The sequence below is a fragment of the Streptomyces sp. 2A115 genome (assembly GCF_052245575.1).
Lineage (GTDB): Bacteria > Actinomycetota > Actinomycetes > Streptomycetales > Streptomycetaceae > Streptomyces.
The window spans coordinates 22,114-48,854 of record NZ_JBQQCG010000074.1 but is presented as its reverse complement, the minus strand read 5'-3'; the positions used below and the strand labels follow the sequence as shown (position 1 = coordinate 48,854).

General features: G+C 70.4%; 23 protein-coding genes. 13 read left to right on the top strand and 10 right to left on the bottom strand.

The features are described from left to right. Nucleotides 1-335 precede the first annotated feature (335 nt). The 5 genes from ACTWQR_RS42325 to ACTWQR_RS42305 all read right to left on the bottom strand — a co-directional run bounded on the left by ACTWQR_RS42325 (nt 336) and on the right by ACTWQR_RS42305 (nt 5,065). Nucleotides 336-1,034, bottom strand: a complete 699-nt coding sequence (locus tag ACTWQR_RS42325) for an SDR family oxidoreductase (RefSeq protein WP_443232597.1) — start codon at nt 1,032-1,034, stop codon at nt 336-338. A gap of 226 nt (nt 1,035-1,260) precedes the next feature. Next, the gene (locus ACTWQR_RS42320) at nt 1,261-1,539 is read right to left on the bottom strand and encodes a hypothetical protein (protein WP_443232606.1); all 279 of its coding nucleotides are present in this window, start codon (nt 1,537-1,539) and stop codon (nt 1,261-1,263) included. 96 nt (nt 1,540-1,635) lie between these two features. After that, on the bottom strand, nt 1,636-3,108 hold the full coding sequence (locus ACTWQR_RS42315) for a class I adenylate-forming enzyme family protein (RefSeq protein WP_443232596.1): 1,473 nt from the start codon (nt 3,106-3,108) through the stop codon (nt 1,636-1,638). A gap of 57 nt (nt 3,109-3,165) precedes the next feature. Next, nucleotides 3,166-4,089, bottom strand: a complete 924-nt coding sequence (locus tag ACTWQR_RS42310; protein WP_443232595.1) for an alpha/beta hydrolase — start codon at nt 4,087-4,089, stop codon at nt 3,166-3,168. 7 nt (nt 4,090-4,096) lie between these two features. Further along, a complete protein-coding gene (locus tag ACTWQR_RS42305) occupies nt 4,097-5,065 on the bottom strand; it encodes an enoyl-CoA hydratase/isomerase family protein (RefSeq protein ID WP_443232594.1) in 969 nt (322 codons plus the stop codon). Between the two features lie 382 nt (nt 5,066-5,447). On the opposite strand from ACTWQR_RS42305, the gene ACTWQR_RS42300 reads away from it, so the two are divergent. Further along, entirely contained in the window at nt 5,448-6,089 is a 642-nt protein-coding gene (locus ACTWQR_RS42300) for a TetR/AcrR family transcriptional regulator (RefSeq protein WP_443232593.1), read from the top strand. A gap of 51 nt (nt 6,090-6,140) precedes the next feature. Here the strand turns inward: ACTWQR_RS42300 and ACTWQR_RS42295 are convergent, their stop codons facing one another. After that, nucleotides 6,141-7,019, bottom strand: coding sequence for a short-chain dehydrogenase/reductase (locus tag ACTWQR_RS42295; RefSeq protein WP_443232592.1), 879 nt, complete (start codon nt 7,017-7,019; stop codon nt 6,141-6,143). Between the two features lie 119 nt (nt 7,020-7,138). Here ACTWQR_RS42295 and ACTWQR_RS42290 point away from each other — a divergent pair, with 119 nt between their 5' ends. The 3 genes from ACTWQR_RS42290 (at nt 7,139) to ACTWQR_RS42280 (ending at nt 9,343) form a co-directional block, all read left to right on the top strand. Continuing rightward, nucleotides 7,139-7,636, top strand: coding sequence for a winged helix-turn-helix transcriptional regulator (locus ACTWQR_RS42290; RefSeq protein ID WP_443232591.1), 498 nt, complete (start codon nt 7,139-7,141; stop codon nt 7,634-7,636). Between the two features lie 115 nt (nt 7,637-7,751). After that, nucleotides 7,752-8,285: an SRPBCC family protein gene (locus tag ACTWQR_RS42285; RefSeq protein WP_443232590.1), complete on the top strand. Its 534-nt coding sequence runs from the start codon at nt 7,752-7,754 to the stop codon at nt 8,283-8,285. Beyond that, nucleotides 8,285-9,343 carry an LLM class flavin-dependent oxidoreductase gene (locus tag ACTWQR_RS42280; RefSeq protein ID WP_443232589.1) on the top strand — a complete coding sequence of 353 codons (1,059 nt, stop codon included), beginning with the start codon at nt 8,285-8,287 and terminating at the stop codon, nt 9,341-9,343. Before ACTWQR_RS42285 ends, ACTWQR_RS42280 begins: the two co-directional genes overlap by 1 nt. Nucleotides 9,344-9,413: 70 nt before the next feature. On the opposite strand, the gene ACTWQR_RS42275 is transcribed toward ACTWQR_RS42280, so the two are convergent. Next, nucleotides 9,414-10,046, bottom strand: a complete 633-nt coding sequence (locus tag ACTWQR_RS42275) for a TetR/AcrR family transcriptional regulator (protein WP_443232588.1) — start codon at nt 10,044-10,046, stop codon at nt 9,414-9,416. A gap of 394 nt (nt 10,047-10,440) precedes the next feature. Between ACTWQR_RS42275 and lpdA the strand changes: the two genes are divergently transcribed. Further along, nucleotides 10,441-11,853 (top strand): dihydrolipoyl dehydrogenase, encoded by a 1,413-nt coding sequence (gene lpdA / locus ACTWQR_RS42270; RefSeq protein ID WP_443232587.1) that lies wholly within the window; start codon nt 10,441-10,443, stop codon nt 11,851-11,853. Nucleotides 11,854-12,066: 213 nt separating this feature from the next. On the opposite strand, the gene ACTWQR_RS42265 is transcribed toward lpdA, so the two are convergent. Further along, on the bottom strand, nt 12,067-15,984 hold the full coding sequence (locus ACTWQR_RS42265; protein ID WP_443232586.1) for a CHAT domain-containing protein: 3,918 nt from the start codon (nt 15,982-15,984) through the stop codon (nt 12,067-12,069). A 70-nt stretch (nt 15,985-16,054) separates the two neighbouring features. Between ACTWQR_RS42265 and ACTWQR_RS42260 the strand changes: the two genes are divergently transcribed. Beyond that, nucleotides 16,055-16,468 carry a hypothetical protein gene (locus tag ACTWQR_RS42260; protein WP_443232585.1) on the top strand — a complete coding sequence of 138 codons (414 nt, stop codon included), beginning with the start codon at nt 16,055-16,057 and terminating at the stop codon, nt 16,466-16,468. 3 nt (nt 16,469-16,471) lie between these two features. Continuing rightward, on the top strand, nt 16,472-17,434 hold the full coding sequence (locus tag ACTWQR_RS42255; protein WP_443232584.1) for a hypothetical protein: 963 nt from the start codon (nt 16,472-16,474) through the stop codon (nt 17,432-17,434). Nucleotides 17,435-17,653: 219 nt separating this feature from the next. Here ACTWQR_RS42255 and ACTWQR_RS42250 read toward each other — a convergent pair whose 3' ends face one another. Then, nucleotides 17,654-19,066 carry an MFS transporter gene (locus ACTWQR_RS42250; RefSeq protein ID WP_443232583.1) on the bottom strand — a complete coding sequence of 471 codons (1,413 nt, stop codon included), beginning with the start codon at nt 19,064-19,066 and terminating at the stop codon, nt 17,654-17,656. A 469-nt stretch (nt 19,067-19,535) separates the two neighbouring features. Between ACTWQR_RS42250 and ACTWQR_RS42245 the strand changes: the two genes are divergently transcribed. From ACTWQR_RS42245 to ACTWQR_RS42230, 4 genes are all read left to right on the top strand, one after another. After that, nucleotides 19,536-20,105 (top strand): antibiotic biosynthesis monooxygenase, encoded by a 570-nt coding sequence (locus tag ACTWQR_RS42245; RefSeq protein ID WP_443232582.1) that lies wholly within the window; start codon nt 19,536-19,538, stop codon nt 20,103-20,105. A gap of 713 nt (nt 20,106-20,818) precedes the next feature. Next, nucleotides 20,819-22,198, top strand: a complete 1,380-nt coding sequence (locus ACTWQR_RS42240; RefSeq protein WP_443232581.1) for an extracellular catalytic domain type 1 short-chain-length polyhydroxyalkanoate depolymerase — start codon at nt 20,819-20,821, stop codon at nt 22,196-22,198. A 63-nt stretch (nt 22,199-22,261) separates the two neighbouring features. Further along, the gene (locus ACTWQR_RS42235) at nt 22,262-23,584 is read left to right on the top strand and encodes an SGNH/GDSL hydrolase family protein (RefSeq protein WP_443232580.1); all 1,323 of its coding nucleotides are present in this window, start codon (nt 22,262-22,264) and stop codon (nt 23,582-23,584) included. A gap of 428 nt (nt 23,585-24,012) precedes the next feature. After that, nucleotides 24,013-24,807, top strand: coding sequence for a maleylpyruvate isomerase family mycothiol-dependent enzyme (locus tag ACTWQR_RS42230; RefSeq protein ID WP_443232579.1), 795 nt, complete (start codon nt 24,013-24,015; stop codon nt 24,805-24,807). Nucleotides 24,808-24,832: 25 nt separating this feature from the next. Here ACTWQR_RS42230 and ACTWQR_RS42225 read toward each other — a convergent pair whose 3' ends face one another. Beyond that, entirely contained in the window at nt 24,833-25,369 is a 537-nt protein-coding gene (locus ACTWQR_RS42225) for a MarR family winged helix-turn-helix transcriptional regulator (protein ID WP_443232578.1), read from the bottom strand. A 247-nt stretch (nt 25,370-25,616) separates the two neighbouring features. On the opposite strand from ACTWQR_RS42225, the gene ACTWQR_RS42220 reads away from it, so the two are divergent. Next, on the top strand, nt 25,617-26,132 hold the full coding sequence (locus tag ACTWQR_RS42220) for a YceI family protein (RefSeq protein ID WP_443232577.1): 516 nt from the start codon (nt 25,617-25,619) through the stop codon (nt 26,130-26,132). Between the two features lie 145 nt (nt 26,133-26,277). After that, entirely contained in the window at nt 26,278-26,739 is a 462-nt protein-coding gene (locus ACTWQR_RS42215; RefSeq protein ID WP_443232576.1) for a MarR family winged helix-turn-helix transcriptional regulator, read from the top strand. Nucleotides 26,740-26,741: the final 2 nt, after the last annotated feature.

The following is a 26,741-nucleotide window of genomic DNA, read 5'->3' as shown; positions in this document are numbered from 1 at the left end:
GTTCGGGCTCGTGGCCTTCGGGGCCGGTATGACTCGTTGCCCCTGTCCTTGATGATCCAGGGGGTGCTGTCGCCGGTCCCGGCGGCACCGGCCGGGCCGCCGCCGAGGTCCTCGAGCGCGGCGCTGAATCCGGCCGCGCTGCTGATGACCGCGGCCCACACGGCGCTGCCGCCCCGAGCCGGTTGCTTACGGTGCTGGTCCATGGCGCTCCCTGGGCAGGCAGACGCACTTGGCGATGGATCAACGGACGTGGATGCCGACGGGCGACGGCACGGCGGACGACAGCGGGCACCGGCATCCAGCGGGAGCCGTGCGGATTCCTGGGCGGTCGGCCCTCAGTGGAGCTGCGGGTAGAGCACGGAGACGCCTCCGGCCAGTGCGGCCTGCGCCTGGCGGGCGGCGTTGTCCGCGAGGATCTCGTAGGCGTCGGCGGCGATGCCGTCGATGGCGATCCGGGCGATGTCGGCGGGGTCGGACTTGGCCGCGTCGACGGCCCGGACCATGTCGGTGTCCATGAAGCCGACGTGCAGGCCGGCCACTCGGATGCTCTGGTCGGCGAGCTGGAGGCGCAGGGCGTTGGTGAGCGACCACTGCGCGGACTTGGCGGCGGAGTAGGCGCCGAATTCCGGGAAGCTGACCCAGGACAGGCCGGAAAGGACGTTCAGGATCGTCCCGCCGCCGTTGGCCGCGATCTGCGGTGCGAAGGCGCGGGTCACCGAGAGGGTGCCGAAGTAGTGGGTGTCCATCTCCAGGCGGACGTCGTCCAGGTCGGCGGCCAGCAGGTCGGCGCCGGTGGATGACCCCGCGTTGTTGACCAGGATGGTCACGTCGCCGGTGGCCTCGGCGGCGGCTGCGACGGAGGCGGGGTCGGTGATGTCGAGCGCGATCGGCTTGGCGCCGGGCAGATCGACTTGCTCGGGGTTGCGGGCGCCGGCGTAGACGGTGGCGCCGCGGCTGAGCAGTTCGGCGGCGAGGGCTCGGCCGAAGCCCCGGTTGGCTCCGGTGACAAGGGCGGTGTTGGCGTAGAGGTCCATGAAGGGTCCTGGTGAAGTGGAGTTTTTAAATTACGACCATAATTCTAAGTGGCGAAGTCAGTGATCGCAAGCGCGCTGCGCGGAGAGGTCGCGCGGAGAGGTCGCGCGGAGAGGTCGCGCGGAGAGGTCGCGCCCGCCCCGGGCGCGGCGACCGTACCCACGACCATTGCGAAAGGGGCCTGCCGTACGCACGGCAGACCCCTTTCGCGGTCCGTCGAAGGTGGAGTCAGAGCTCGCCCTCCTTGATCTTCGCGAACCGCTCCGGCCCGATGTACGCGGTGAGGCCGGGAACGTCGAGCACGCCCAGGTAGGCGGGGAGTGGCGCGAGACTCGGGTCCACCTTCTGAGTGCCCGCCGCGTCGAGAACCGCGGGGTCGCGCCGGCCGAGAACGTGCACCACATAGTCACCGGGAGCGAAACCCTCGGCATTGGAGCCAGGACGGGAGGCCAGGACGCGGCCGACGGCGGGGCCGTCCAGCGGAGCGCCCACCTCGCACGGCTCGATGTAGGACTTCGGGGCGACCTGGCGCGCGATGAGCTCGATGGCCTCCTCCGCGGTGAGGTCGGTGCCGGGTCGGCGGACGACGAAGGCCTTGGAGGATCAGGACCGGGCCGAGAGGGCGGCGTGGCCGGCACGCAACGAGGCTTTGTCGATCTTGCCGACCGCGTTCTTCGGGATGGCTTCCACCACGAAGAACGCGGTCGGGCGCTTGTAGCCGGTGAGGCTGCGCGCGCAGAGGGCTTTGAGCGCCGACGGATCGACGGTCGACTCCGGTCGAGGCTGGACGTAGGCGACGACCACCTCTCCCCACTTTTCGTCGGGTACGCCGATCACGGCGGCCTCGAGCACCGACGGGTCGCCCGCCAGCACGTCCTCGATCTCCTTGGGATAGATGTTCTCCCCGCCACGGATGATCATGTCTTTCGAGCGTCCGACCAGGGTCAGATACCCCTCGGCGTCGAGGTGGCCCACATCGCCCGTGTGCAGCCAGCCGTCGACGATGACCCTGGCCGTTTCGTCCGGACGGCCGAGGTAACCACGCATGACGTTGGGGCCCCGCACGGCGACTTCACCGTCCATGCCCGGCGCCACCTCGCTGCCGTGCGCGTCGACGATCCGGATCTCCTGGCGGGGGAAGGGAAGCCCCACGGTTCCGGCGCGTCGAGGGCCGGCGACGGGGTTGATGGTGGAGCCGCAGGTTCCTTCGGACAGGCCGTACCCCTCGACGAGCGGAAATCCGTACCGGGCCTCGAACCGGGTCAGCAACTCGGCGGAGGCGGGTGCGGCACCGCAGACTCCGAACCGCAGCGACGATGTGTCGGGCCGGACATCGGCCGGGAGCGCCGCGAGCATGCTGTAGATCGTCGGCACCGCGCTGAAGAAGCTGGGGCGCTCCTGCTCGACGAGATCGAAGAAGGTACGGGGATCGAACCGGCCCGCGATGGCGACGCTCGCGCCCACGAGCAGCGGCAGAAGGACGCTGACCACGATGCCGTTGACGTGGAAGAGCGGCAGGATCAGCAGGCACCGGTCGGCCGGCCCTATTTCCAACGCCTGGCGCCCCATCTCCACCATGGCGTCGATGTTGGCGTGGTCGAGCATCACACCCTTGGGCACTCCGGTCGTACCGCTGGTGTAGATGAGCAGGGCCAGCGTGGCCGGGTCCAGAAGCGGTGCTTGATCCGGCTCTACCGTTCCTTCGCCCAGTTCGCCGACGGCGAGTACGGCGACACCGTGCGCCATTACGGCCGCACCGTCCTCGACCACCAGCAGGCGCGCACCGGAGTCCTGGAGCTGTCGAACCACTTCGACGTCGGTCATGCTCGGGTTGACCGGTGTGATGGTGGCGCCGAGCCGCCAGGCGGCGAACAGCAGGATCACGAACTCGGCACGGTTCGTCAGCTTGAGGGCGACGACGTCACCGTGACCGATTCCGTGGTCCTCCAGCTGACGTGCCGCCATTCGGACGCGGCTCAGCAGCTGCGTGTTGGTGAGGGACTGGTGCCCGTCGGCGACCGCGGCCCCGTGGGGGGCGAGCTCGGCGCGGCGGTCGGGCAGAGAAGCGAAGTTCATGGCGGGCGTACCTGTCTCGGTGTGATGCGGTCCGGTCAAGGAGTCGGTGGGCTCCGGTCAAGGAGTCGACGGGGCGGGTGCCGGGTGCAGGCGGCGGGCGAGGAACTCGATCTGGTCGCGGACCAGTTGCTCGAAGGTCTCGCCGGTGTAGAAGTCGAAGTGGCCGGCGTCGTACCTCTTGATCTCTCCCCGGGGCGCGGTGCCCGCGTACCGGAGAGTCTGGGCGGGAGGCGTGACCGAGTCGGTGTCGCTGACGCAGAAGAGGATCGGCATGGTGACCTTCTTCGCCGCCCGCCCGGGCCGGTAGGCGGCGATGGTCGGGATCACCCGAGCCGCCACCTCGTTGCGGAACGTCGTCCCGGGCGGCTGCAGCGCCTGGTATCCGGGCAGCGCGTCCGGGGCGTTCATGAGCGCCGGTGAACCGGGGGCGGCGGCGATGGGAACCATGGCGGGTGCCCTGCCGCGAACCCTGGTCGCCAGATCCAGGGCGAGCACGGGGATCATCCTGAGCGAGGCGACCGGGCCCAGCGCGAGCGCGGAGGCGAGACCGTCGGTGAACGGGCACTGGGCCACGGCGGCTCGTAGTTCGGGATGGCGTGAGGCGACGGTGATGGCGTGGCCGCCGCCGAAGGAGCTGCCCCAGACCGCGACGCGGGAGCGGTCGACGTCGGGGCGGGCCTTGACGTAGGCGAGGGCGGCGTCCCAGTCGGCGAGTTGACGCTTGATCGACAGCAGCTGGCGCGGGTGGCCGCCGCTGTCGCCGAAGTGCCGGTAGGTGAAGGCCACGGCGGCGATGCCGGCCTGTGCGAAACGCTCGGCGAAGGCGTCCAGGCGCATCTCGCGGGTGGCGCCCAGGCCGTGCCCGAGGACGACGACGGGCGGGGAGGTGACGCCCGTGGGGAGGTACAGCCATCCGGCGCAGGTGCTGTCGCCGGAGGGGAAGGTGATGTCGTGCCGGGTGAAGGAGTGCGCAGTGGTCATCGTCGGCTCACCGTCCGTTCGCCGAGCGGCGCCCGGGCACGCTGCCCGAGGCGAGCGCCTGCGCGTAGGTGTCCGGCCGGTAGAGCGGGAGCTCGCCGGTGGCGTCCGTGGTCTCCATGTAGTCGAGCATCAGTTTCTGCCCCTCCTTCGACATGACTCTGGTGAAGAACTCGGCGCGTTCGACGTGCAGACCGTCCTCCAGCGACATCGAGCCGCCGAAGTACACCGACCTCTTGGCGGCCGCGACCGAACCCTTCGACCGCTTGCCGAAGCGTTCCGCGAGTTCGATCGCCTGCGCGAGCACCTTGTCCTGCGGCACGACCTGGTCGACCGCCCCATTGGCGAGAGCCTCCGCGGGCGTGAACGGCTTGCCTTCGAGGATCGCGGCCAGGGACCGGTGGGTGCCGATCAGGCGGGTCAGTCGCTGGGTGCCGCCTCCACCCGGGATGATGCCGAGGAGGATCTCCGGCTGGCCGATGAAGCAGTCCCCGTCGGCCATGACCCGCAGATCGCACGCCCAGGCGAACTCGGCGCCGAGGCCGAGAGCCGAACCGTTGAGGGCGGCGACGAAGACGACACCGCTGGCGTTCATCCGGAGGAACGTCGTGTGCAGACGCTCCAGTTGGAGGGCTCCCCGCATCGGGGTCCTGCGCATCAAGGGCCCGAGGACACGGGACCGGTCCACGTGCTTCGCCGCGCGTACGACGGCGGCGGCACCGCGTCGGCCGACCGTGGGGCTCGCGGCGCCCTCCTCCTGCAGCCACCGAACCGCGGCATGGCTGACGAACCGCTCGGGATGTGCCCCGGTGAAGACGACGGCACGGATGCTCGGATCGCGGTCGGCCCGGGCTACCAACTTGTCCAGCTGATGAGCGATATCGAGGCCGAACACCTGGTGCGGGCCGCCGTCGACCCGGACGATCAGGACGGCTCCGCGATCTTCGATCTCCAGCTGGCCCTTGTCTTTGTACGGCATGAATTCTGCTCCCGTGCTGAGTTCATGGGGGTGGAAGGGGTGGGCAGTGCGTGGAAGGGGTGGGCAGTGCATGGGGGACAGTCGCGGATGCGTGTCGCCGCGTGTCGCGGCGACGAGGCCGGGTTCGCCCCGACGGGCTGTGTCCGCACAGACGGCAGGAGACTGGAACAGCGCGTGATGACGTGTCCGAGGACGAGGACGAGGCCGAGGCCGAGGACGGACGCGTGTATCCGAGACGGTGTCACGTGCGATGTGTACTCACGTGCGATGTGTACTATTGCCGCGAGGAATTACATAACCAAGTTATTTCCGGTGTGTCAACGGTGGAGGCGTGCGAGATATGGCAGGGCGGGCGAGGCTTGACGACGCACCGGAACGGCTTGTGCGGGCGGCGATCGGTCTGCTGGCCGAACAGGGGCCATCGGCTTTGAAGGCGCGCACGGTGGCTTCCGCGAGCGGACTGTCGACGATGGTGGTCTACAGCCACTTCGGTGGGATCCCCGAGCTGATGAGCGCTGTTGCCGACCATGGATTCAAGGAACTCTGCAGAGCGTTCGCCCGGGTGCCGGTGACGGAGGACGCGATCGCGGATCTCTTCGCCATGGCCTTGACCTGCCGTCGGCTGGCCCGTGAGAACCCTCACCTCTACGACTTGATGTTCGGGCTGTCCACTCGGGCGACGTACCGGCCTCTGTCGGATGCGGACCTTCGCCTGAGTGGGCATTCCCCGGCCTTTCGGGAAGCCCACGCTCATGTCATCGCGGCGTGCGAACGGCTCGTGCGCTCCGGCAGGGTCGAGCGGCAGGAACCCGAAGTCGTCGCCGCCCAGTTGTGGAGTTTCGTGCACGGTTACATCACCCTTGAACTGGCTGAGCATTTCGTCGAGTTCGACGACGCCGTGGCGCAGGTGCTCCTGCCGATGGGCGTGAACTTCTCTGTGGGGTTGGGTGACGAGCGGGAACGTGCCGAGGCCTCGCACGAGGCCGGCGCGCGCTTGTACGCCTCGATCGTCCAAGACCGCTGAGAAGTCGTGTGGTTGGGCGCAGTCCGGTGCGCGGCCAGGACGGCCTGGTCTCTACATCGGGGCATCGGTGCCGGGCGTGAGTTGGTCATGCCTCCCCAACGCCGCGACCTCCCGTTCGAGGGACGGAACCGCCCGGGCCGCGAAGCGCCTCGCCCAGGGCCAGGCCAGCGGTGAATTCAGCGCCCCCTTCGCCCAGTTGGCCACGGCGACCGCGCGCGGCACGTACACGCGGCTGCGTCGGCGCACGAGCCCGTCGACGATCGCGGCAGCCGCCCGGTCGGCGCTCGTGGTGACGTTGCCCGGATAGGGCAGGCGCCGACGCAGCCCTTGGAAGGAAGGGAGGTCCGCCTCGGCGCCCCGGACGAGGTCCGTGTCGATCCAGGAGGGGTGCACCAGGCCGACCGTGACCCCGAGATGCGCCACCTCCTGGCGGTAGGTCAGGGCGAGCAGCTCGGCCGCCGCCTTGCTCGCGCCGTACGAGGCCATCGCGGCCAGCGGCATGAACGACAGCGCGGACGCCACGACCAGTACATGACCCCGACTGCGCTCCAGGTGGGGCGTCGCGTACTTGAGGGTGCGGAACACACCGTTCAGGTTGATGTCCAGGACCCGCTCGAACGACGCCTCGTCCGTCTGCCGCACCGTCCCGTACGCCACCACGCCGGCATTGGCGACGACGAGGTCGATGCCGCCCATCACATCCGCCGCCGCGTCGATCGCCGACCGCAGGGCGGCACCGTCGCGCACATCGGCCTCACGCCATGAAGCGGCGGGGCCCAGGTCCTCGGCGAGGTCGCGCAACCGATCGGGTTCCAGCCCGATCACGGTCACACGGGCCCCTCGGGCGGCGGCCAGTCGGGCCACCTTCTCGCCGATGCCGCGTGCCGCTCCGGTGACAACCAGCCTTCTGCCCAGCAAGTCAGGTTTCATGGCGGCAACATAACTTCGTTATTGATGGAACGCAAGAGATCGCGCACCGACCGCCGCTCGGTCTACTTGCTCGGTCTACCTGCTGGGTCTCACGACTGGACGAACCTATGCTGGCTGTCATGAGGCGGACATCCTTTGCGCAGTGGCCCTGCTCGATCGCGCGGACCATGGACCTGCTCGGGGACTGGTGGACGCCGTTGGTGCTGCGTGAGGCCTTCTACGGGATCCGGCGGTTCGACGCGTTCCAGGAGTCGTTGGGGATCGCCCGCAACACGCTGGCGGACCGGCTGCGCCGGCTGGTGGAGGAGGGTCTGCTGGAGAAGCGGCCGTACCAGACGGAGCCGGTCCGGTACGACTATGTGCTGACCGAGAAGGGGCGCGACTTCTTCGGTGTGCTGCTGGTGATGAACCGGTGGGGGGACCGCTGGCTGGCCGGTGAGGCGGGCCCGCCCGTGGTGATGCGTCACGAGGTGTGCGGGCAGGAGACCCATGCCGAGGTGGTGTGCGCCGCCTGCGGCGAGCCCATGACCGCGGACAACACCCGCCCCCGGATGGGTCCCGGCTATCCACCGCGTTTGGCCGAACGGCCGGATGTGCGGGAGCGATTCGAGGGCTGACCCAGTAGTTCCGCGGGGCCCGTGTCCGTTCCCTTGACAGGATGGTCTATCTACGCAACTTTACTGGTCAGGTGCTCATTTGACGGTTCTTGGCGGGCAGGGAGGCTGCGGGATCATGGAGTGGACGGGCGCGCGCTACGCGGACAAGCCGACGGCTGAGGTCGACATCTGGATCGCCGCCGCGCCGGCGCGAGTGTGGGCGCTGGTGTCCGACGTCGAGCTGATGCCGCGCATGAGCCCCGAGCTGCGGTCGGTGGAATGGCTGGACGGCAGAAGTGGCCCTGCCCTGGGAGCCCGATTCGTCGGCCGCAGCAAGCACGAGGCGCTGGGGGAGTGGGCCACCACCTCCCACATCGTCGAGTACGAACCGTCGAGGAGGTTTGCCTGGGCGGTCGAGGATCCGCAGCACCCGACGGCCATCTGGCGGTTCACGTTGGAGCCGCGGGACGGCGGCACTCTGCTGCGGGAGTGGATGCAGATGGGGCCGGCCCGCTCGGGTCTCTCCTTCGCCATCGATCGCATGCCGGAGAAGGAGCAGAAAATCGTCTTCGTGCGCATGCGGGAGTTCGAGGCCAACATGACGGTCACCCTGGAAGAGATCAAGAAGCTGGCCGAGAGGGCCCAGACCTCGGGCGAGGCGAGCCTCTGATGCGTACCTCCACCACGATCGAAGCCTCCGGGGGCGACTGGCGGGAGATCGTCGACTACGTCACCGAGGCGGAGAAACTCGGTCTCGACATCTGTTGGGTGGCGGAGGCGTGGGGCTCCGAGGCGCCCTCGCCGTTGGGCTATCTCGCCGCGAAGACGGAGCGCATGCTTCTCGGTTCGGGAATCATTCAGCTCGGCACCCGCACTCCGATGGCCGTCGCCCGCGCCGCGATCACGCTGTCGCAGATTTCCCAGGGGCGCTTCCTCCTCGGGCTGGGCCCTTCCGGACCGCAGGTGATCGAAGGGCTGCACGGCGTGCCGTTCGCCCGGCCGTTGTCGCGGATGCGCGAGACCGTCGAGATCGTGCGCCAGGCCGCGACCGGAGAGAAGGTCTCCCACGCGGGGCCGGAGTTCCGGATCCCGCTGCCGGGCGAGGCGAAACCCATGCGTCTGTCGATGCGCGCCGAGTACGACATCCCCGTCTACCTGGCCACCCTCTCGCCGAAGATGCTGCACCTGACCGGCGAGATCGCCGACGGCTGGCTGGGTACCAGTTTCGTACCCGAAGGTGCCAAGGAGGCGTACTTCGACCACCTGGACCGGGGCCTGGCCAACGCCGGTCGTACGCGCGCCGACCTCGACATCTGCCAGGGCGCCGAGGTGGCCTTCGCGGACGACGAGGACGCGCTGCGCGCGATGGTGGCCGGACGTAAGAAGGAGCTGGCCTTCAGCCTGGGCGGCATGGGCTCCGCGACCACGAACTTCTACAACAGTGCCTACAGCCGCCAGGGATGGGCCGAGGTCGCGGCCGAGGTCCGGACTCGCTGGCTGGCCGGTGACCGGGACGGCGCGGCCGGCCTGGTCACCGACGAGATGGTGCTGGCGACCACGCTGATCGGAACCGAGGACATGGTGCGCGAGCGGCTGCGCGTGTGGCGCGACGTCGGTGTCGACACCGTCCGTCTCTATCCCGCCGGCGAGACCCTCGACGCCCGACTCGCCACCCTGGGCCGGGCCATCGAGCTGGTCCGCGACATCGAGGACGAGGCGGCACGGTAGCGACAGGCCGTGGCGGCCGAGGCGGGTCGCCACGCACCCCACGCACCCACGCCGGCCACCAGGCCCCGGTTCAGGTCGACCGGACGCTGACGCCGTCGGCCGCCAGGCCGGACATCAGCAGGGTGATCGCATGGAACGTCCTGGTCAGGGCGTCCTCCCGGTCCGCCGCGGCGGCGATGATCTGGTTGCCCTCGCACAGGCCGGCCAACAGCAGCCGGGCGACGGTGGCGACGGGCACGTCCGGTTGCAGTTCACCGCGTTCGGCCAAAGCGGTCAGCAGCCGTTCGATCGGAGGCTGGGCGTCGGTGTCGTTGATGTGCCGGTACCGCGCTCCCAGGACCGAGGGTGCCTGGGCCATCAGCTCTCGGTGCAGGGGGTCGTCGATGGTTCTCCGCAGGAAGGCGTGCGTGAGGTTGGCGACCGCGGCCATGGCGGGTTGGTCCGGTGTCGCACGGATCGCCTCGGACGTAGCGTCCGACAGGACGCCGACCTGCTGAATCAGCTCCGTGTAGAGCTCGGCGAACATCGCCTTCTTGTCCGGGAAGTGGTGGTAGAAGGTGCCCTTGCTCACCAACGCCGCCCCGGTGATTGCCTCGACCGACGTGTCCGCGAACCCGTTGTCCACGAACAGCTTCCGCGCGGCCGCCACCAGGTCCGCCCGGGTCTGCTCCGCATACATCTGTCGTCGGTTTGGCCTTGGCATGCGACCATCGTATATTCAGTGACCTGGGGTCAGTGAATGACTCGTGGTCAGTTGATGGTGCTCGTGAGCATGCCCTCCGGAAGGCAGGCGGAGCCGTGGGAAAGCGCAGGCTCGGTGCCGCCGAGGGCGGAGTACGCGAAGTCGACGGGGCGTCGGCCCGCCGTCGATGATGGCTGAGCGGGCATAGATCACAGCGCCGGGGCGCTGAAGCGGACGTTCGGGGAACCGCTGCCGAGGTGGTGAACCAAATGGGCGCCTCCCTCGTCCTCCACCGGCTCCCCGGCGGCGGGCGGTGGCGGATGCCGCCGCCGTCGAGTTGATGAACAGGTTGTTCGATCGGGAGCGAGTCGGCCCCTCGCGGGAGCCGGCCGCCCCAGTGGAAAGGAAGCCGTCCATGGACGAGCAGGGTGAGCGCTTCGACGTCGTCGTACTCGGCGCGGGACCTGGCGGATACGTAGCCGCCATCCGGGCCGCCCAGCTGGGCAAGCGCGTCGCGGTCGTCGAGGAGAAGTACTGGGGCGGTGTCTGCCTGAACGTGGGCTGTATCCCCACCAAGGCCCTGCTGCGCAACGCCGAGCTCGCGCACATCTTCACGCGCGAGGCGAAGACCTTCGGCATCAAGGTCGAGGGTGAGGTCTCCTTCGACTACGGGGAGGCCTTCCGTCGCAGCCGGAAGGTCGCGGACGGCCGGGTCAAGGGCGTCCACTACCTGATGAAGAAGAACAAGATCACGGAAATCAGCGGTCGTGGCACGTTCCTCGACCCGCACACGCTCCAGGTGGCCGACTACGACGGCAACACCCGCACCATCGGCTTCGATCACTGCGTCATCGCCGCCGGGGCGAGCCCCAAGCTGCTGCCCGGCACCCGCCGTACGTCGCGCGTGGTGACGTTCGAGGAGCAGATCCTCGCCGAGGATCTGCCGCGGTCGATCGTGATCGCCGGCGCCGGGGCCATCGGTGTCGAGTTCGCCTACGTGCTGCACAACTACGGAGTGAAGGTCACCGTCGTCGAGTTCCTGGACCGGATCGCCCCGCTGGAGGACGTCGAGGTCTCCGCCGAACTGGCCAAGCAGTACCGGAAGTTGGGTATCGACGTGCTCACCTCGACCCGCGTCGAGTCGATCGACGAGTCCGGCCCGCAGGTCCGTGTCACGGTCACCGGCAAGGACGGCGCCCAGCAGGTCCTGGAGGCCGACAAGGTGCTGCAGGCGATCGGCTTCGCGCCGAACGTCACCGGTTACGGCCTGGAGAAGACCGGCGTGACGGTCACCGACCGCGGCGCGATCGACGTCGACGGCCGCTGCCGTACCTCCGTCCCGCACATCTACGCCATCGGGGACGTCACCGCGAAGCTGATGCTCGCGCACGCCGCCGAGGCGATGGGCGTCGTCGCCGCCGAGACGATCGCGGACGCGGAGACCATGGAGCTGGACTACGTGATGATCCCGCGGGCCACTTTCTGCCAGCCGCAGATCGCCAGCTTCGGTTACACCGAGGCGCAGGCGAGGGAGAAGGGCTACGACGTCCAGGTGGCCAAGTTCCCGTTCACCGCGAACGCCAAGGCCCACGGCCTGGGTGACGCGAGCGGGTTCGTGAAGCTGATCAGCGACGCCAAGTACGGCGAGCTCCTCGGCGGCCACCTCATCGGCCCCGACGTCACCGAACTCCTCCCCGAACTGACCCTGGCCCAGCAGTGGGACCTCACGGTCCACGAGGTCGCCCGCAACGTCCACGCCCACCCCACCCTTGGCGAGGCGGTCAAGGAAGCCGTCCACGGCCTCGCAGGCCACATGATCAACATGTAGCAGGGTGCTCGGCGAGGCGGCCACAGGGCCCGTTGGTGCTCGGATCGGTTTCGCGACCTCGAGCTGCCAAGGGGCCCTGATCCCTTGCTGGGGAGACGCGAGGCAGGAGGTGGTTCTCGGGGGCGTCCGAGAAGCTCAACTCCGTGGGCCGCCGCCGTCGCAGTCTCGGCGTGCACGTGATGGGCACGGAGATCACCGCCCACCTGGGATCGACTACGGCCCCGCATGCACTTGGCAGGCCCACAAGCTGGGAGTCGCCGGGTACCTTCCCCGCAGAGCCCGCACCGTGGTGTGCAGGGCCTCCGCCGTGCGGGTGACGTCCAGGCGGCCGTCTCCGGTGTGCAGGGCGTCGTACACATCCTGGGCGACCCTGGCCCCGATCGTGTCGTCGACGTGCCACAGCGAGCCGACCACATGGGGGAAGCCCGCCATCTGGAAGGCGCTGACGATGTGCACGGCTTCGTCGGCGAGTTCGGGCGTGGTGCGCAGTGTGTCGCAGGCGGAGAGGTAGGCGAGCCGGACGCCGGGGAGGCGGAGCCGGGCCAGGTCCCGCACCGTCAGCGGGCGTTCGGCGTGGTCGTGCAGGACGAGGCGGTTGCCGGACGGGCGCTGCGGATCGCCCTGGGCGTGGCAGGCGAAGTGGGCGTAGGCGTGGCGGGGCAGCGCGGAGACGACCGCCGCGTAGGTGGCGGACTCGCCGGACAGGACGGTGGCGGTGGGCAGCAGTCGGCGGAGCTGTTCGGCCTCGTCGCGGGCGGCGGGGAGCGGCGGCAGTCCGTCCGCATCGGTGACCGCGACGACGAGCGTGCCGGTGCCGACCGGACGCGTGGTGAGATCCCGGGCGTGGTGCAGGGCTCGCAGGGTCGGCGTATAGGAGGAGACGACGTGGTCCAGGGCGCCGGGAGCGGCGTTGTCGGCCGGGCCTGCCGCGTGCAGGGGGAGCGAGCTCAGTGTTCCGGCGGGTGACCACCAGAGGCGCGGCCAGGGGCCGTGCGGCGTGTCTCGGATTCCCAGGTGGTCGAGGACGGGGGCCGTGACCTGCCGCCACAGCCAGGCCAGGGTGTCGCGTACCTCCTGCTGGGCGCGCAGTGACTCCTTGGGGGTGGTGCGCGGAGCGTCGAGCCGTCGTACGGCGTCCTGGAAGGCCTTCTGGTGGCGTGCGATCTGCGGTGGTGTCAGACCCGGCAGGGGTACGGCCTCGATGGCCGAGGCGGTGACGATCAGCGCGTCGCTGCCGAACTCCGAGACATTGACCAGGACGACGGGACCGTCACAGGCCGTCGCCCGCAGCTCGCTCTCGTCCCACTCCCGTACCGACCTGAAGAGGTGCAGTTCCGGGTGTTCGGCGCGGATTGTCGCCGTCAGCTCCTGCCATTCCTCGGAGACTTGCTGACGCAGATCGGCGCGGGTGGACAGAGTGGACAGGGAGTGGAACGCGCCGTCGTCCTGGCTTTCGCCCAGGGGGCGGTCCTCTGGGAGTTCCTCGCCGGCCGTCGCCGTGTCGAGGGTCTCCCGCAGGCGTTCGAAGCGGGCGGCGAGCTCCGGTGCCACCGCCCTGAGCCGGGTCAGATCGCCGGCGGCGTCGAAGGCGTGGGACAGCAGCACGCCTCGTGCCTGTTCGAGCAGCCGCACCGCGAGTCCGGGGTGACCGCAGCGTACGGCGCAGGCCGCGGCGGAGGCGCCGAGTCCGGAGTTCTCGCTCAGTACGAACTCCTGGTCGTCGCGGACCAGATGGCGTGGGGCGACCGAGGGCAGCAGGTCGACGGCGAGGGTGAAGCCCTCCAGCGCGAGGTCCGGGCGGCCCAGCCGTGCCCAGGTGTCGCCCCACTGTGTGGCCGCGTGCAGCCGCTCGGCAGGCGCCCCCTGCTGCTCGAGCGCCGCCGTCCGGAAGATGTCGGCGGCCTCCCTCAGGCCGGACTGGCCACGAAGGCCGGACTGGTCGCGACGGCGACCGCGTCGGCGGTGGTGATGGAGCAGGGCGTCGGCCAGGAACGTCAGCCGCCTGGCGCGGTTGGCGTGGCCGGGCGGAGTGGCGTCGACCGCCCTGCGCAGCAGCTCGATCACCTCGGCCTGGGCCCTGCGCGACCAGACGCTGCCCGGGGACGCCGCCCGGACGCCGGCGGCCGTGGCCAGGGTGTTCGGCAGGGACGGCGAGTCGTCCGGCAGGACCGCCAGCACCGCGTCCACCAGGGTGCGGGCCTCCCGCACGTCCGCGAGGCTGTAGGAGACGTCGAGCCGGGCGATCAGGGCGATGGCGAGGTTGAGGCGCCGACGCGGCAGCAACGGGCTGTCGGCCGCGGTGAGTCGGACCGCGTCGCGGAGCAGACCGACCGCCTCGTTCAGAGCGGCGGTGGGATCGTCCACGCGCTCCGCGCTGTGCAGCAGGGCGAGCCCCTTCGAGGACAACATCGTCGTGTGCTCCGCGGGCGCGGTGTCCGTGAGCGCCACGGCCCTGCGGCGGCAGTTCAGGGACTCCCGCAGATCCGCGCTGTCACCGGCCAGTTGGTACCGGAGGTTCAGTGCCGTGCTCAGGTTCAAGAGGCGTCCCCCGAGCACTTGGTGGCCTTCTTCGGTGGTGTCCACCGCTTCCCGCAGTACGCGCACCGTCTCGGCCAACTCGTCCGGGTCGGGGGTGCGTTCGGTACGGCTGGTCAGCATCCGGCCGAGGTTGTTGAGAGTGCCGGGCCGCTCCGGGTGGCCGGCCGGCAGCAGCGCCGCGGCCTTGCGCAGCAGGGACACGGCCTCGTCGAGATCCGCCGTACCGTCGGTGAGTTCGTACCGGGAGTGCAGCGCGAGCGCCAGGTTGCCCAGGTGCCGGGCAGTGCGGGTCGGCGACACCTCGCCCGCCGTGGCCAAGGCCTCGCTCAGACAGCGGATCGCCGCTTCGAGATCGGCCCGGTCGCCGGTCAGCCTGTGGCGGGAGTACAGGGCGAGCCCCAGGGGATTGAGCGCACCGCGGCGCAGCCACGGGTCGTCCTTCACCACCTCCAGGGCCTCGGTGAGTACGTCCACGGCCTCGTCCAGGTCCGCCCGCCGTCCCGTGCGCCCATGCCGCTCCGTCAACGCCCCGCCGAGGTTCGCCAAGGCCGGGCCGCGGCCGTTCGGGTCGCCGGGAACCGCCCGCCGGAAGAGGTCCACGGCCTCGTCGTACTCCGCCGGTTCGCCCCCCTCCCGGCGCAGCCGCAGCTGCATCCGGTATCCCAGGTTGCTCAGGTGGCGGGCGCGCTGCGGGTCGCGCTCGGGCAGCTGGGCCAGTACGTCGCGGGCGATGCCGATGGCCTCGTACAGGTCCTCGGGGTCGTACGACCGCTCGTAGCGCACGCACAGCCGAAGGCCGAGGTTGGCGAGCGCGGTGATCCGGTCGGGGGAGTCGGCCGGGGTGCGCTTGAGCTCGTGGTGCGTCAGCCGGATGGCCGAGTCCAGTGCCGTCCCGTCCAGAACCGTCACGTCCGGTGCCTCGTCCGGTGCCTCGTCCTCCGGAGTGGCCCCGTGCCGTACCGGACGGCTGCCATCGGCGAGGGACAGCGCGTGCGCCAGGTCGCCGATCCGGCCCGGACGCATCGGGTCGTGCTCGGGTGTCGCGAGGCAGGCGAGGAGGCCCGCGCCGACCGCGGTCCACAGCAGCTGCTGCCTGCTCCGCACCGAGGCGGCCAGCTGGGCGGCGAACGCGTAGGTCTCCCGATTCTGTTCGGACGCGACCTCCGGCAGCGTGTGATGCCGCCCCTCGGCCGCCATCGCGCCCGTGAGGCACAGCGCCGACCACTCGGCGAGGCCGTCCGCGTGTGCGGGATCCGGCCGGTCGTGGGGGTCCGTCGTGGCGAAGTTGGCCGCCAGTTCCTCCGGCACGGCCGACGGGTCGGCGACCCACACCGGGAACAGCAGCGTCCCGGCGGCCGCGCCCTCGGCACCGCCCTGGCCTGCGGGGAGGGAGGCCGCGCGGCCGAAGAACAGCCAACCGGCCGCATGGCGCGCTTCCATGTCCGTGGCCGTGTCGACGGACCGCAGCAGGGCCCCGACATCGGCGTCCGCCTCGGGGCCGAACAGCACCTGCCCGTCCTGCTGTTCGTACGCCCGCGTCACGCGTGCGCGGACCGCCGCCAGCGCCTGGCCCCGGTCCTCCTGCGTCGTCATGGCACCCCCGTGTCGGCGCATCCGCTGCGACCCACCTCCCACTTTGCCTTCTCTGCGGCACACTTGTGCCATGCCTGAGCCGACCGAAGACCGCGAACTCGCTCAGTACATACAGGCGTTGTGCGTGCTGCTCGGCGCCGAGCGCGAACTGCGGGACCTGCCGCGGGTGCCCGAGGCGGCGGCGCGGGCGAAGTCCCTGGTCGTCTCGGAGGCAGCCGCGGAGGAGCTCAGGACCGCATTCCGGGCCCTGGACGAGGCGCTGCGCGGAGCGGGTGACGCGCGCGGACTGCTCGGTCACTCGCGGGGATTCTCGGATCCCCCGGGTCAGCGGATGCCCGGCGTCAGTACGCAGATCAGGGTGGCCGTCTGCCCGGAGCCGGTGCGGTGTGCGCGGCTGGAGCCGGTCCGTGATCTGTGGCCCGCGCCCGGCTGCGCCATCAGCGGGCAGCGCATGCGCAAGGTACGCCTGAGTCCGGGCCCGTGACCTGTGCACCCACTCCTGACCACCCTGGGAAGCAGACTGGCCGAACGCTGGCTCAACATGCTGGTGCTGCCCGGCGCCCTCTTCCTCGGCGCCGTTGCGACCGGAACCACCCTGGGCCACGCGCACTGGCACGACACCGACCGGCTCCGCACCGCCCTCGACGACCTCGCCGGGCGCCCCGCGGCCGACCGGCCCGGCACCGCGGCCCTCCTGGTGGCGGCCGCCCTGCTGCTCGCGACCGCGGCCTCGCTGGCCGCGCAGTTCCTGGGCGGGACGATCGAACGGTACTGGCTGCGAACGGCCCGGGACCCGGCGTCGTACACCCTCGTGCAGCGGCGCGAGCGGCGCTGGGACCGCAGGGAGCACGAGCGACTGGACGCGGTACGCCGCCATGCTGAGGCGGCGTTGCTCCAGTCCAGGCAGGGCGGTGGCCAGGCGAGAACGCCGGACGGCGACGAACTGGTCGTCCAGCCAGGCCACTTGGCCGAGATCCGTGCCCGCACCGCCGCCCGCGACCGCGTCGCCCTGCTCCGGCCGGTCCGCCCCACCTGGTACGGCGACCGCATGGAGGCCGCGGCCGAACGCGTCCACGACGCCTATGGCGTGGACCTCGCCGCCTTGTGGCCACGCCTGTGGCTGGTGCTGGCCGAGCCCGCGCAACGGCAGATCCAGACGGCCCGCGACTCCTTCTCCGTCTCCGCGCGACTGGCGGCCTGGGCCGTCGGCTACGGCGTGCTCGCCGTGTGGTGGTGGCCGAGCGCGCTGGTCGCGGTCGGCTGCGCGGTGACGGCTCGTACCCGCGCCCGCGATTCCGTGGCCTCATTGGCCGAGCTCATGGAAGCCGCCGTGGATGTGCACGGTCGTGAACTGGCTGCCCTGGTCGGCCTGATCGCCGCCGATTCGTCCGGTCGACTGGATCGTGACACCGGGGATCGGTTGTCGGAGCTGTTCAGGAAGGCCGGTTGAAATCGCGTGGGGAATTCCCTTTCATCGCGATCACTGTGACCGCATGCGGAACCCGGCAGGGCGGAGAGGCGCAGTCAGCCACCCCTTCGCCTTCCTCCGAGCGTGGACGGAAATCGGCAGGACGAACACCACGAAGAAAGCCACCAGCGAGGCGCACGGCTCTTACGCCGAGCCTCAGCCCCGCACGGGCCCTGCGTCGAGAACAGGGGCGGCCACTGATCAGCTCCGGGTGTCGCGACCGTCGTTCACTTCCGCGAGCTCCCGTGGTGCGTGCGCGCGTTGTGCCGGGAGTGACCGGATCGACGGGATCAGCGGGATTGACGGGCCCGCAGCGACGGGAATCGACATCGTCTTGGACGACGACACCGAAGCGGGCGTTCGTGCCGGGCGGCGGTTGTGCAGAAGGGCGCCGGCGCCGATGGTGCCCGCGATGAGCAGGCCCCCGGTCACCAGGGCTCCCCGGGCACCCGCCAGTTCCATGAGGAGGCCCAGCAGGGGCGGACCGATCAGGCCCCAGGCGGTGCTGGCGCTGCGCCACACACCGAGGACGCGGCCCCGCATGTGCGCCGGGGGATCGGTCTGCAGGACGGTCGTGCCGGCGGTGTCGGAGAGCGACTCCACGATGGCCATCGGCACGACGAGGACCATGAGCACGAACAGGGTCGGTGAGAGCCCGGCCGCGACCTGGAGCAGCGCACCGGACGCGGCCATCGTCCCGACCAGCCGGATCGACGGGTGACGCAGCCGTCCGGCGAGCACCGCTCCGGCGATGCCGCCGACAGCCAGCACCGTGGACACCGTGCCGAAGGCGGTCGCTCCGCCGTGCAGCGGTCCGGTGACGAGGACGGCGAGCGTCAGCCCGTAGTTGCGGCCGAACATGCTGCTCAGAGCGGTGATCCCGGCTAGCGCCACCAGTCGTGGCCGGCTCAGGAAGAAGGTCAGCCCGTCCCGAGCACCGGTTCCTCGCCCTTTGTCCGGCCGGACGGGTGCGGTGGATGCGACTGGTGCGGGGGAGGCATCGTCGGCACGTTGGCGTTGGCGTGGGACGACCGGCGGTGACGTGCCTGCCGGTTCCCGCAGGGCATGCGCGGCGGGGCGCAGGAAGGGGATGACGGCGGCGACGAACAGGAACGAGAGGCCGTTGGCCGCATACGCGGCGGCCGTGCCGAACAGACCCACGGCAACCCCCGCCAGGGCCGTGCCGCCGAGCCGGCCCACGCTGTGGACCACCGAGCCGAGCGCGATCGACGACGGGACGTCCTCAGGCGGTACGAGGTCGTTGCCGAGCAGCGCGCAAGCGGGCCCCTCGACGGTGGCGATGAGTCCGGTGACGACGGCCAGCACCATGAGGGCGGGCACGCTCATCAGGTCCAGAGCGACCAGAGCGGCGGTCGTGAACGCGACGAGCGCGAGCACGGCCTGGCTGACGGCGGCCGTCAGTTTCCGGGGCCAGGCGTCGACCGCGGCGCCGCCGGCCAGCCCGAGCAGGAGGCCCGGCGCCGCCTGAGCGGACAGCGACAGGCCGGTGGCCGCGGCGGAGCCGGTCAGCTGCAGCACCAGGAGGTTCTGCACGGTCAGCTGCATCCAGGTGCCCGCGTTGGACACCAGGTTGGCGGCCGACCACCACCGCATGCTGCGGTGACGCAGAGCACGCCAGGGCGCGCGATCCTGCTCGGTACGACGACCGGGGTCACGGCGCAGCCGTTTGGATGGGGATGAGGGAGATGAAGGCAAGGAAAAAGTCACGTAGGCACTCAAAGTGAAGAGCCCAGCAGGCTCGGCAGCGACATCGGCGGCAGAAAAAGACCCCGGCGGGCACGCGGCCCCTGGCCGAGGTTCTCCTGCGCTGTGCCGGTGGGACGGCGCTCGACGATGAGGCGCGCTTCGGCTCAGCAGTGCTCCATGTTCACAGACACCACGGCACACTCGGCGCCCGAGCCGCCGCGAGGAGGCGTCGGCCGCCGCCAAACCTCAAGGGCCGCAAGGGATCCGGTGAGGTGGGTGGTGTTCCTCACAAGAGCGGCGGACGGGGGCGGCGGGACGGGCGCGGAATCCGCCGCAGCCCGCATGATCGGTGCCGCGCATGGCACTCGTGGCGGACATGAGCACCACGCAGGCCCCATGCACCGAACCCGTCACCACTGTCTTCACCTGGCAGGTGCGCCCCGGCCGGGAAGCCGACTTCGAAGAGTGGACCCGCGGTGTCACCGACAGCGTCTCGCGCTTCCCCGGAAACCGGGGTGTCTCCTGGCTGCGCCCGGACCGAGGTCACCGATTCCACGCCGTGCTGCACTTCACCGATCCCCAGCGGCTCACCGCGTGGCTGACCTCTCCCGAGCGGGCGGAGTGGCACGCCCGGATCGACGGCATCGCCACCGAAGTCAGCAGCGAACGGCAGTCGACCACGGGGCTCGAGGGCTGGTTCCGCCTGCCCGGCACCACCGTGCAGGCTCCGCCGCGCTGGAAGATGGTCCTGGCCACCTTCCTCGGCGCCTATCCGCTCACCTTCCTGATCCAGTGGCTGGTGACTCCCAGTACGACCGCCTGGCCGCTGCCACTGCGCGCCGCGGTGTTCCCGTGCGTACTGCTGCCTCTGCTGACGTACGTGATCATGCCGACGCTCAGCCGCGTGCTGCGGCTCTGGCTCTATGAGACGCCCGACAGGACATGACCCACTTCACACACCATGCGGCGGAAGGCCTGGAACAACCGGGAGTGGTCCGCCGTTCTTCTCTACGTGGCTGCGGAGGGGACAGTGTCCCCGGGCCTCACCTATAGCCCATGGGGAAGATCGTTCGGCTGAAGCCCCATGGAGCCTTTCGCCGAGAGGCGACCGCCCTCCGCGTGCCACGACCTACGGCCCCGGCTGGTCTCCCCCGTCCAGCCGGGGCTTTCCCTTGCCCGCGAGACGACCGGGCCGCTGGAGCAGGTCGCATCGCGTCGCGTCGCGCGAGTGCGGGTCGGTTCTGGTGGGCGCCGGGTCTCAGCCGAGTGGGTTGTCGCTGTCCCGGAGCGCGTCCAGCGCCGGGGCGTACATGCGGGTCTTGATGGTGCCGAGGGTCGGACGGCCTTGCTCGAAGTGAATCACTGGGCGGTGACTTGTGCCCCATGGCGGAGGAGACGCAATGGGGAAGACGCGATCAGGTGCGCTGAGGGCAGGTCGTCCGCCAGCCCGTTCAGCTGCCGGAGGCGCGCGGTGCGGACGCCTCCCCGCCCCCCTCCGCCGGCGCGCGGCCGAGATGGTTCGCGCGCAGTGGCCGGTTTCGGTCTCCACCCTGTGGGAGCGCTTCCACGACAGTCATGACCATGCCATGCGGCTGGCCCCGTCGCATGGTGTCGCTCCACCGCGCCATTCCCACAAGCCGTGATCCGGAAGGGACAGACATGTCCGCCACTGGCAGCAACACCGCGAGGAGAACGTCGCGTTCGGTGCTCGCGGTGCTCTTCGGAGCCCTGACGTCCTTGCTCGCGACGATGCTCCTCGCCGCGCCCGGGGCTTCAGCCCGCGCGGAGGCAACCGCGCCCGGGGCCTCACACCGCACGGAGACAGCCGCGCCCGGGGCCGCGGCCCGCGCGGCGGCTCCCGCCGCGACCCTCACCGAGGTCACCGACTTCGGCAGCAACCCCAGCAACCTGCAGATGTACCTCTACGTACCGGACAGCGTCACCGCCAACCCCGCGATCCTGGTGGCCGTCCACTACTGCACGGGATCCGGCCCGGCGATGCACTCCGGAACCGAGTACGCCTCGCTGGCCGACCGCTACGGGTTCATCGTCGTCTACCCGTCGGTCACCCGGGCCAGCAAGTGCTTCGACGTCTCCTCGCCCCAGGCGCTGCGCCGCGGCGGCGGCAGTGACCCGGTCGGCATCAAGTCGATGGTCGACTGGACCACCCGCACCTACTCCGCCGACACCAGCAGGGTCTTCGCCACCGGCATCTCCTCCGGCGCGATGATGACGAACGTTCTGCTGGGCGACTACCCCGACGTGTTCGCGGCGGGCGCCGCCTTCTCGGGCGTGCCGTTCGGCTGCTTCGCCACCTCCGACGGCTCCGAGTGGAACAGCGCGTGCTCCGGCGGCACCGTGACCCACACCCCGCAGGAGTGGGGCGACCTGGTCCGCGCCGCCTACCCCGGCTACACCGGCCCGAGGCCGCGCATGCAGCTGTGGCACGGCACCGAGGACGACGTCCTGCGCTACCCCAACTTCGGGGAGGAGATCAAGCAGTGGACGAACGTGCTCGGAGTCAGCCAGACCCCGGCCGCCACGGACTCGCCCGTCTCCGGCTGGACCCGCACCCGCTACGGCGCCACCGGTGACCGTGCCCCCGTCGAGGCGATCAGTCTCCAGGGCGTCGGCCACAACCTGTACAGCTACGGCATGGCGGCCCGGGTGCTCACGTTCTTCGGCCTGGACAGCTCTGGCCCCGCGCCCCAACCCCAGCCAGGCGCCTGCAAAGTGACCGTCACCACCAGCGCCTGGAGCACGGGCCTGACCGCCTCCGTGACGATCACCAACACCGGTACGACGCCGGTCAACGGCTGGCAGCTGGGCTTCACCCTGCCCGCCGGCCAGACCGTCACCAACGGCTGGGGAGCCACGTACACCCCGGCGAACGGCACGGTGACCGCCACCAACGCCGCGTACAACGGCACGATCGCCCCAGGCTCCGGCGTCACCATCGGCTACCAGGCCGGTCATACGGGCAACAGCGCGGCCCCAGCCGCCTTCAGCCTCAACGGCACGGCCTGCGCGGTGAGTTGAGGCATGAGACTGAGACTCCCGAAGTCATCGAACCCGTCGAGTCGAGTTCCGTTCGCCCGCCTGATGGCCACGGGGGCACTCACCCTGGCCCTGGCCACCACGTCATCCGTGATGGGGAACACGGACGGGAACGAGACCTCCGTACGCTCCACTCGCTCCGTGGAGTCACCCGCGGCGGCAGCCTCCCGGCACTGGGTCAACACCTGGACCGCGATGCCGCAGCTCACGGAGCCGTCCAACATGCCGCCCCCGCCGTTCACCGGGGACGGTGCCGTCCTGGTCGACACCACCCTGCGGCAGACCGTGCGCGTCTCGACGGGCGGCGAGCGCATGCGGCTGCGTTTCTCCAACGCCTTCGGTGACACCGCGCTGCCGCTCACAGCGGTGTCCGTGGCCCTCCCGCTCGACGGACGGGCCGGTGTCAGCGCGATCGAGCCCGGCACGCCCCAGCGGGTGACCTTCGGTGGACGCGAGACCGCGACCGTCCCCGCCGGAGCCCAAGTCGTCTCCGATCCCTTGGAGTTCGACCTCCACCCGGGATCCAACCTGACCGTGACCACCTACCTGGCCGAGGGCCAGCCGTCCCTCGCGCTCACCTCGCACCCGGGGTCACGCACCACCTCGTACCTCCAGAACGCCGACCACACCCAGGACCATGACCTCCCGCAGGCGATCCCGGTCAACCACTGGTACCTGCTCAGTGACGTCGAGGTGCTCTCCGGCCGGTCGACGGCGGCGGTCGCCGTCCTGGGCGACTCTCTGACCGACGGCCGCGGCTCCACCACCAACGGGAACAACCGCTGGCCCGACCAGTTCCTGGACCGGCTCCGCGGCCGGCCCGCCACCGACGAGGTCGCCGTCCTGAACCAGGCCGCCGGCGGCAACCGCGTCCTCAACGACGGCCTCGGTCCCAACGTCCTGGCCCGCCTCGACCGCGACGTCCTCGCCCGCAGCGGAGTCTCCTGGCTGGTCGTCTTCGAGGGGGTCAACGACATCGGCACCGCCGAGGCCACCGAGGCGGCTCAGCGAGGCGTCACTGCCGAACTCATCGCCGCGTACGAGCAGGTCGTCGTCCGGGCGCACGCGCAGGACATCCGTGTGTACGGCGCCACGCTGACGCCCTTCGGCGGCAACACGATGTACGACGACCCCGACGGGCACCGCGAGGTGTCACGGCAGGCGGTCAACTCCTGGATCCGTACGAGCGGGAGGTTCGACGCGGTCATCGACTTCGACCGTGCCGTCCGCGACCCGGCGGACCCGGGGCGGCTGGACCCCACCCTCCATGACGGGGACTGGCTGCACCTCAACCCCGACGGCTACCGAGCCCTGGCGGACGCGGTGCCGCTCCGGCTGTTCCGCGCCCTGCTTCCGGCTGCGGAGTAAGCGGCGGAACGGGTAGCGGCGTGAGTGCGGCGTCAGTAAGGGAGTAACCGGCGTAAGTAAGGGAGTAACCAACGGAGTAAACGGTAGGGAGGCCCGGGGTCAATAAGGCATGGTCCCGGGCCTCCCTGTCATGCGTGGCCCGGGCGAGGGTGGGCAGGTGGTCGGTCGGTTGCCGCTTCGGTTGAGGCACACCCCAAGGTCGGTTGACGCTTCAAGTGGCATGGCATACGGTCACGCTTGAAGCTTCAAGTTAAATGCTGCTGAAGCCGCACGCTGCAAGGGACACGTAAGGACCGGTATGGCCTCCCTCCTCGATCCGGAAGTGCCCGCGGAGCGTACGACCACTTCCTGACCGACGCGCTGCCCCGAGCCCACGCCCAGCGCGCGTGGCACTCCGAGGGCGGCCCAAGTCCCCTCGGAGTTGAGACATGACCGACCGTGCCGACCAGATCATCAGTGCCCTGCGCAGCGGACACGACTACCTGACCGCCGTGGTGCACGGCCTCGCCACCGCCGACCTCACCCGGCCCTCCGGGGCGTCGGAGTGGGACGTGTCGCAGGTGCTCAGCCACCTCGGCAGCGGGGCCGAGATCGGCCTGGTCACCCTCGACGGCGCGCTGAGCGGCACCGGACCGAGTGACGGGGACTTCAACAAGTCGGTGTGGGCGCGCTGGGACGCGATGTCCCCGGTCGAGCGGGCCGAGGGTTTCGTCGCCTCCAACGAGGCGTTGGTACGTGCCTACGAGGACCTCGACGCCCAGACGCGCAAGGAGCTGCGGATCGACCTCGGCTTCCTGCCCGCGCCCGTGGACGTGGCCACCGCGGCGGGCATGCGGCTCGGCGAGTTCGCCCACCACTCCTGGGACGTCGAGGTCGCCTTCGACCGCACGGCGGCCCTGGCGTCCGCCGCGACCGAGCCGCTCCTCGACCAGGTCGGCATGCTCATAGGCTTCGTCGGCAAGGCCGACGCCCTGGGCGGCCGCCACGCCCGCCTGGCGGTCCGGACCACATCCCCCGAGCGCTCCTTCGGGCTCGACCTGGGCGACACGGTCGCGCTCACGGGCGAGCCGGCCGAGCCCGACGCCGTACTCAGCGCGCCGGCGGAATGGTGGCTGCGGCTCGTCACGGGCCGCCACTCGGCCGCCCACACCCCGGCCGCTGTGACCCTCAGCGGCGACGGCATGAGCCTGGACGACCTGCGTCGGGTCTTCCCCGGCTTCTGAGGCCGCCACTCCGCCTTCGGGGCTTCTATTCCGTCTTCCCGGCGTGCCCCCCGGCCCCAGGGGCAGCCTCGGGAACAGGCTCCGGGACATCCGGCAGCAGCCCGTGCAGATCCGGGTACCGCTGAGAGCAGGCCGTCTGTGCGATGGCCTCGGAGACCGCGTCGGCCAGCGGGCGCGAGGACTCGCTCAACAGGCGGCGTGCCTTGTCCGTGAGCTCCACCTCGATGCCGCGTCGGTCGCCGCACGCGGAGCGCTTGGTGATCAGCCCGGCGTGCTGGAGGCAGGCGACCTGGTAGGTCAGCCGCGTCTTCGGGCGGCCCAGCAGCTCCGCGATCCGCGTCATCCGCAGGCTGGAACCGGGCTGGTCGGCCAGCAGGCACAGCACCAGGAACTCGTCGTGCGAGACGCCCATCGTGTCCTTCACGCGTGAACGCAGCTGCTGCTCGATCGCCCCGGCCGCGGCCAACAGGCGCATCCAGGCGCGCAGCTCGGTGGGCAGCAGCCTCTCGTCGTCCGTCGGCTCGCGTTCGGGCTGATCAGCGGGGGCGGGGGAGTGGGCCATGGTGTCACAGTCTACCGGTTGTCCATTTTTGGATAAGCGGCTAGCGTGGGGTCATCCAAATTTGGACGACTGGTGCGTGGTCAGGGCCGCCGGCCATGTGGGCCGTCCTTTCGGCCCCTGTCCTTGTCTCTGTCGTCATCCCGGTTCTCATCCCGGTTCTCATCCCGGTTCTCATCCCGGTTCCCGTCTCGCTTCTCGTCCCTGCTCTCGTCCCTGTTCACCGCCTGTAACTGTCAGGAGAACTCCCATGACCGTCGCCGTAGAAACCGGACTGTGGCAGCTCGCCCCCGCCCGCTCCACCGTCGCCATCAAGCACAAGACGATGTGGGGCATGGTCACCGTGAAGGGCACCTTCAGCGGTGTCACCGGTGAGGGCGAGGTCCAGCCCGACGGCACCGCCCGCGGCACGATCACCCTGGACGCCGCTTCCCTGGACACCAAGAACGCCAAGCGGGACACGCACCTGCGCGGCGCCGACTTCTTCGACGCCGAGCGGCACCCCTCCCTCGTCTTCGCCGTCCGCAACGCCGTTGTCCGCCAGGACGACACCGTCGAGATCACCGGCCAGCTGACCGTGCGCGGCATCAGCCGCCCGCAGTCCGCCACCGCCCGAGTCACCGAGTCGAGCGCCGAAGCGGTCACGCTGACCGCGGAGTTCACCGTGGACCGGGAGCAGTTCGGCCTGGGCTGGAACCAGATGGGCATGATCCGCGGCCTGACCACGGTCACGTCGACGCTCAGCTTCACGCGCACCTCGGCGTAGGCGTAGGCGTAGGCATAAGCCGCGACCGTACGGCCGGATACCTGTTCTCGCCGGCCGCCGGCCGCTGGGCCTGCCGGGACTAATCGATCACTTGAACCGTCACGTTAAAGTGGCGGATATGGAGACCCCGCAGGAGCCTCGCAGCTTGACCGACGGCGAGAGGGAGGCCTGGCACGCGCTGGCCGGTGTGCTGGTCAGGCTGCCCGGTGCGCTCGACGCGCAGTTGCAGCGCGACGCCGGGGTCGGCCATGTCGAGTACCAGGTGATGGCGATGCTGTCCGAGGCGCCGGAACGCACGATGCGGATGAGCGAGGTGGCCGGCTACACCGGCACGTCGTTGTCGCGTCTCTCCCATCTGGTCAAGCGGCTGGAGACGAGCGACTGGGTGCGCCGTACGCCTGATCCGGCCGACGGTCGCTACACCCTGGCCATACTGACGGACTCCGGCTGGGACAAGGTCGTCGCGACCGCGCCGGGGCACGCGGAGGCCGTGAGCCGTTACGTCTTCGATCCGCTGACCAAGGCCCAGCAGCGGCAACTGCGCGACATCGGGCGTCGTATCTGGCAGTCCGTGGCGCCGGACGACCACTGCTTGCCGCCTGGCTGATC

What these genes read in the sequence shown, in the direction of transcription:
- ACTWQR_RS42295 (WP_443232592.1), bottom strand. Translation starts at nt 7,019, where the DNA reads ATGAAACCTGACTTGCTGGGCAGAAGGCTGGTTGTCACCGGAGCGGCA.
- ACTWQR_RS42260 (WP_443232585.1), top strand. Translation starts at nt 16,055, where the DNA reads ATGCCTGAGCCGACCGAAGACCGCGAACTCGCTCAGTACATACAGGCG.
- ACTWQR_RS42305 (WP_443232594.1), bottom strand. Translation starts at nt 5,065, where the DNA reads ATGCCGTACAAAGACAAGGGCCAGCTGGAGATCGAAGATCGCGGAGCC.
- ACTWQR_RS42290 (WP_443232591.1), top strand. Translation starts at nt 7,139, where the DNA reads ATGAGGCGGACATCCTTTGCGCAGTGGCCCTGCTCGATCGCGCGGACC.
- ACTWQR_RS42225 (WP_443232578.1), bottom strand. Translation starts at nt 25,369, where the DNA reads ATGGCCCACTCCCCCGCCCCCGCTGATCAGCCCGAACGCGAGCCGACG.
- ACTWQR_RS42250 (WP_443232583.1), bottom strand. Translation starts at nt 19,066, where the DNA reads ATGCGGTGGTGGTCGGCCGCCAACCTGGTGTCCAACGCGGGCACCTGG.
- lpdA (WP_443232587.1), top strand. Translation starts at nt 10,441, where the DNA reads ATGGACGAGCAGGGTGAGCGCTTCGACGTCGTCGTACTCGGCGCGGGA.
- ACTWQR_RS42230 (WP_443232579.1), top strand. Translation starts at nt 24,013, where the DNA reads ATGACCGACCGTGCCGACCAGATCATCAGTGCCCTGCGCAGCGGACAC.
- ACTWQR_RS42325 (WP_443232597.1), bottom strand. Translation starts at nt 1,034, where the DNA reads ATGGACCTCTACGCCAACACCGCCCTTGTCACCGGAGCCAACCGGGGC.
- ACTWQR_RS42285 (WP_443232590.1), top strand. Translation starts at nt 7,752, where the DNA reads ATGGAGTGGACGGGCGCGCGCTACGCGGACAAGCCGACGGCTGAGGTC.
- ACTWQR_RS42240 (WP_443232581.1), top strand. Translation starts at nt 20,819, where the DNA reads ATGTCCGCCACTGGCAGCAACACCGCGAGGAGAACGTCGCGTTCGGTG.
- ACTWQR_RS42265 (WP_443232586.1), bottom strand. Translation starts at nt 15,984, where the DNA reads ATGACGACGCAGGAGGACCGGGGCCAGGCGCTGGCGGCGGTCCGCGCA.
- ACTWQR_RS42235 (WP_443232580.1), top strand. Translation starts at nt 22,262, where the DNA reads ATGGCCACGGGGGCACTCACCCTGGCCCTGGCCACCACGTCATCCGTG.
- ACTWQR_RS42315 (WP_443232596.1), bottom strand. Translation starts at nt 3,108, where the DNA reads ATGAACTTCGCTTCTCTGCCCGACCGCCGCGCCGAGCTCGCCCCCCAC.
- ACTWQR_RS42220 (WP_443232577.1), top strand. Translation starts at nt 25,617, where the DNA reads ATGACCGTCGCCGTAGAAACCGGACTGTGGCAGCTCGCCCCCGCCCGC.
- ACTWQR_RS42310 (WP_443232595.1), bottom strand. Translation starts at nt 4,089, where the DNA reads ATGACCACTGCGCACTCCTTCACCCGGCACGACATCACCTTCCCCTCC.
- ACTWQR_RS42245 (WP_443232582.1), top strand. Translation starts at nt 19,536, where the DNA reads ATGAGCACCACGCAGGCCCCATGCACCGAACCCGTCACCACTGTCTTC.
- ACTWQR_RS42275 (WP_443232588.1), bottom strand. Translation starts at nt 10,046, where the DNA reads ATGCCAAGGCCAAACCGACGACAGATGTATGCGGAGCAGACCCGGGCG.
- ACTWQR_RS42280 (WP_443232589.1), top strand. Translation starts at nt 8,285, where the DNA reads ATGCGTACCTCCACCACGATCGAAGCCTCCGGGGGCGACTGGCGGGAG.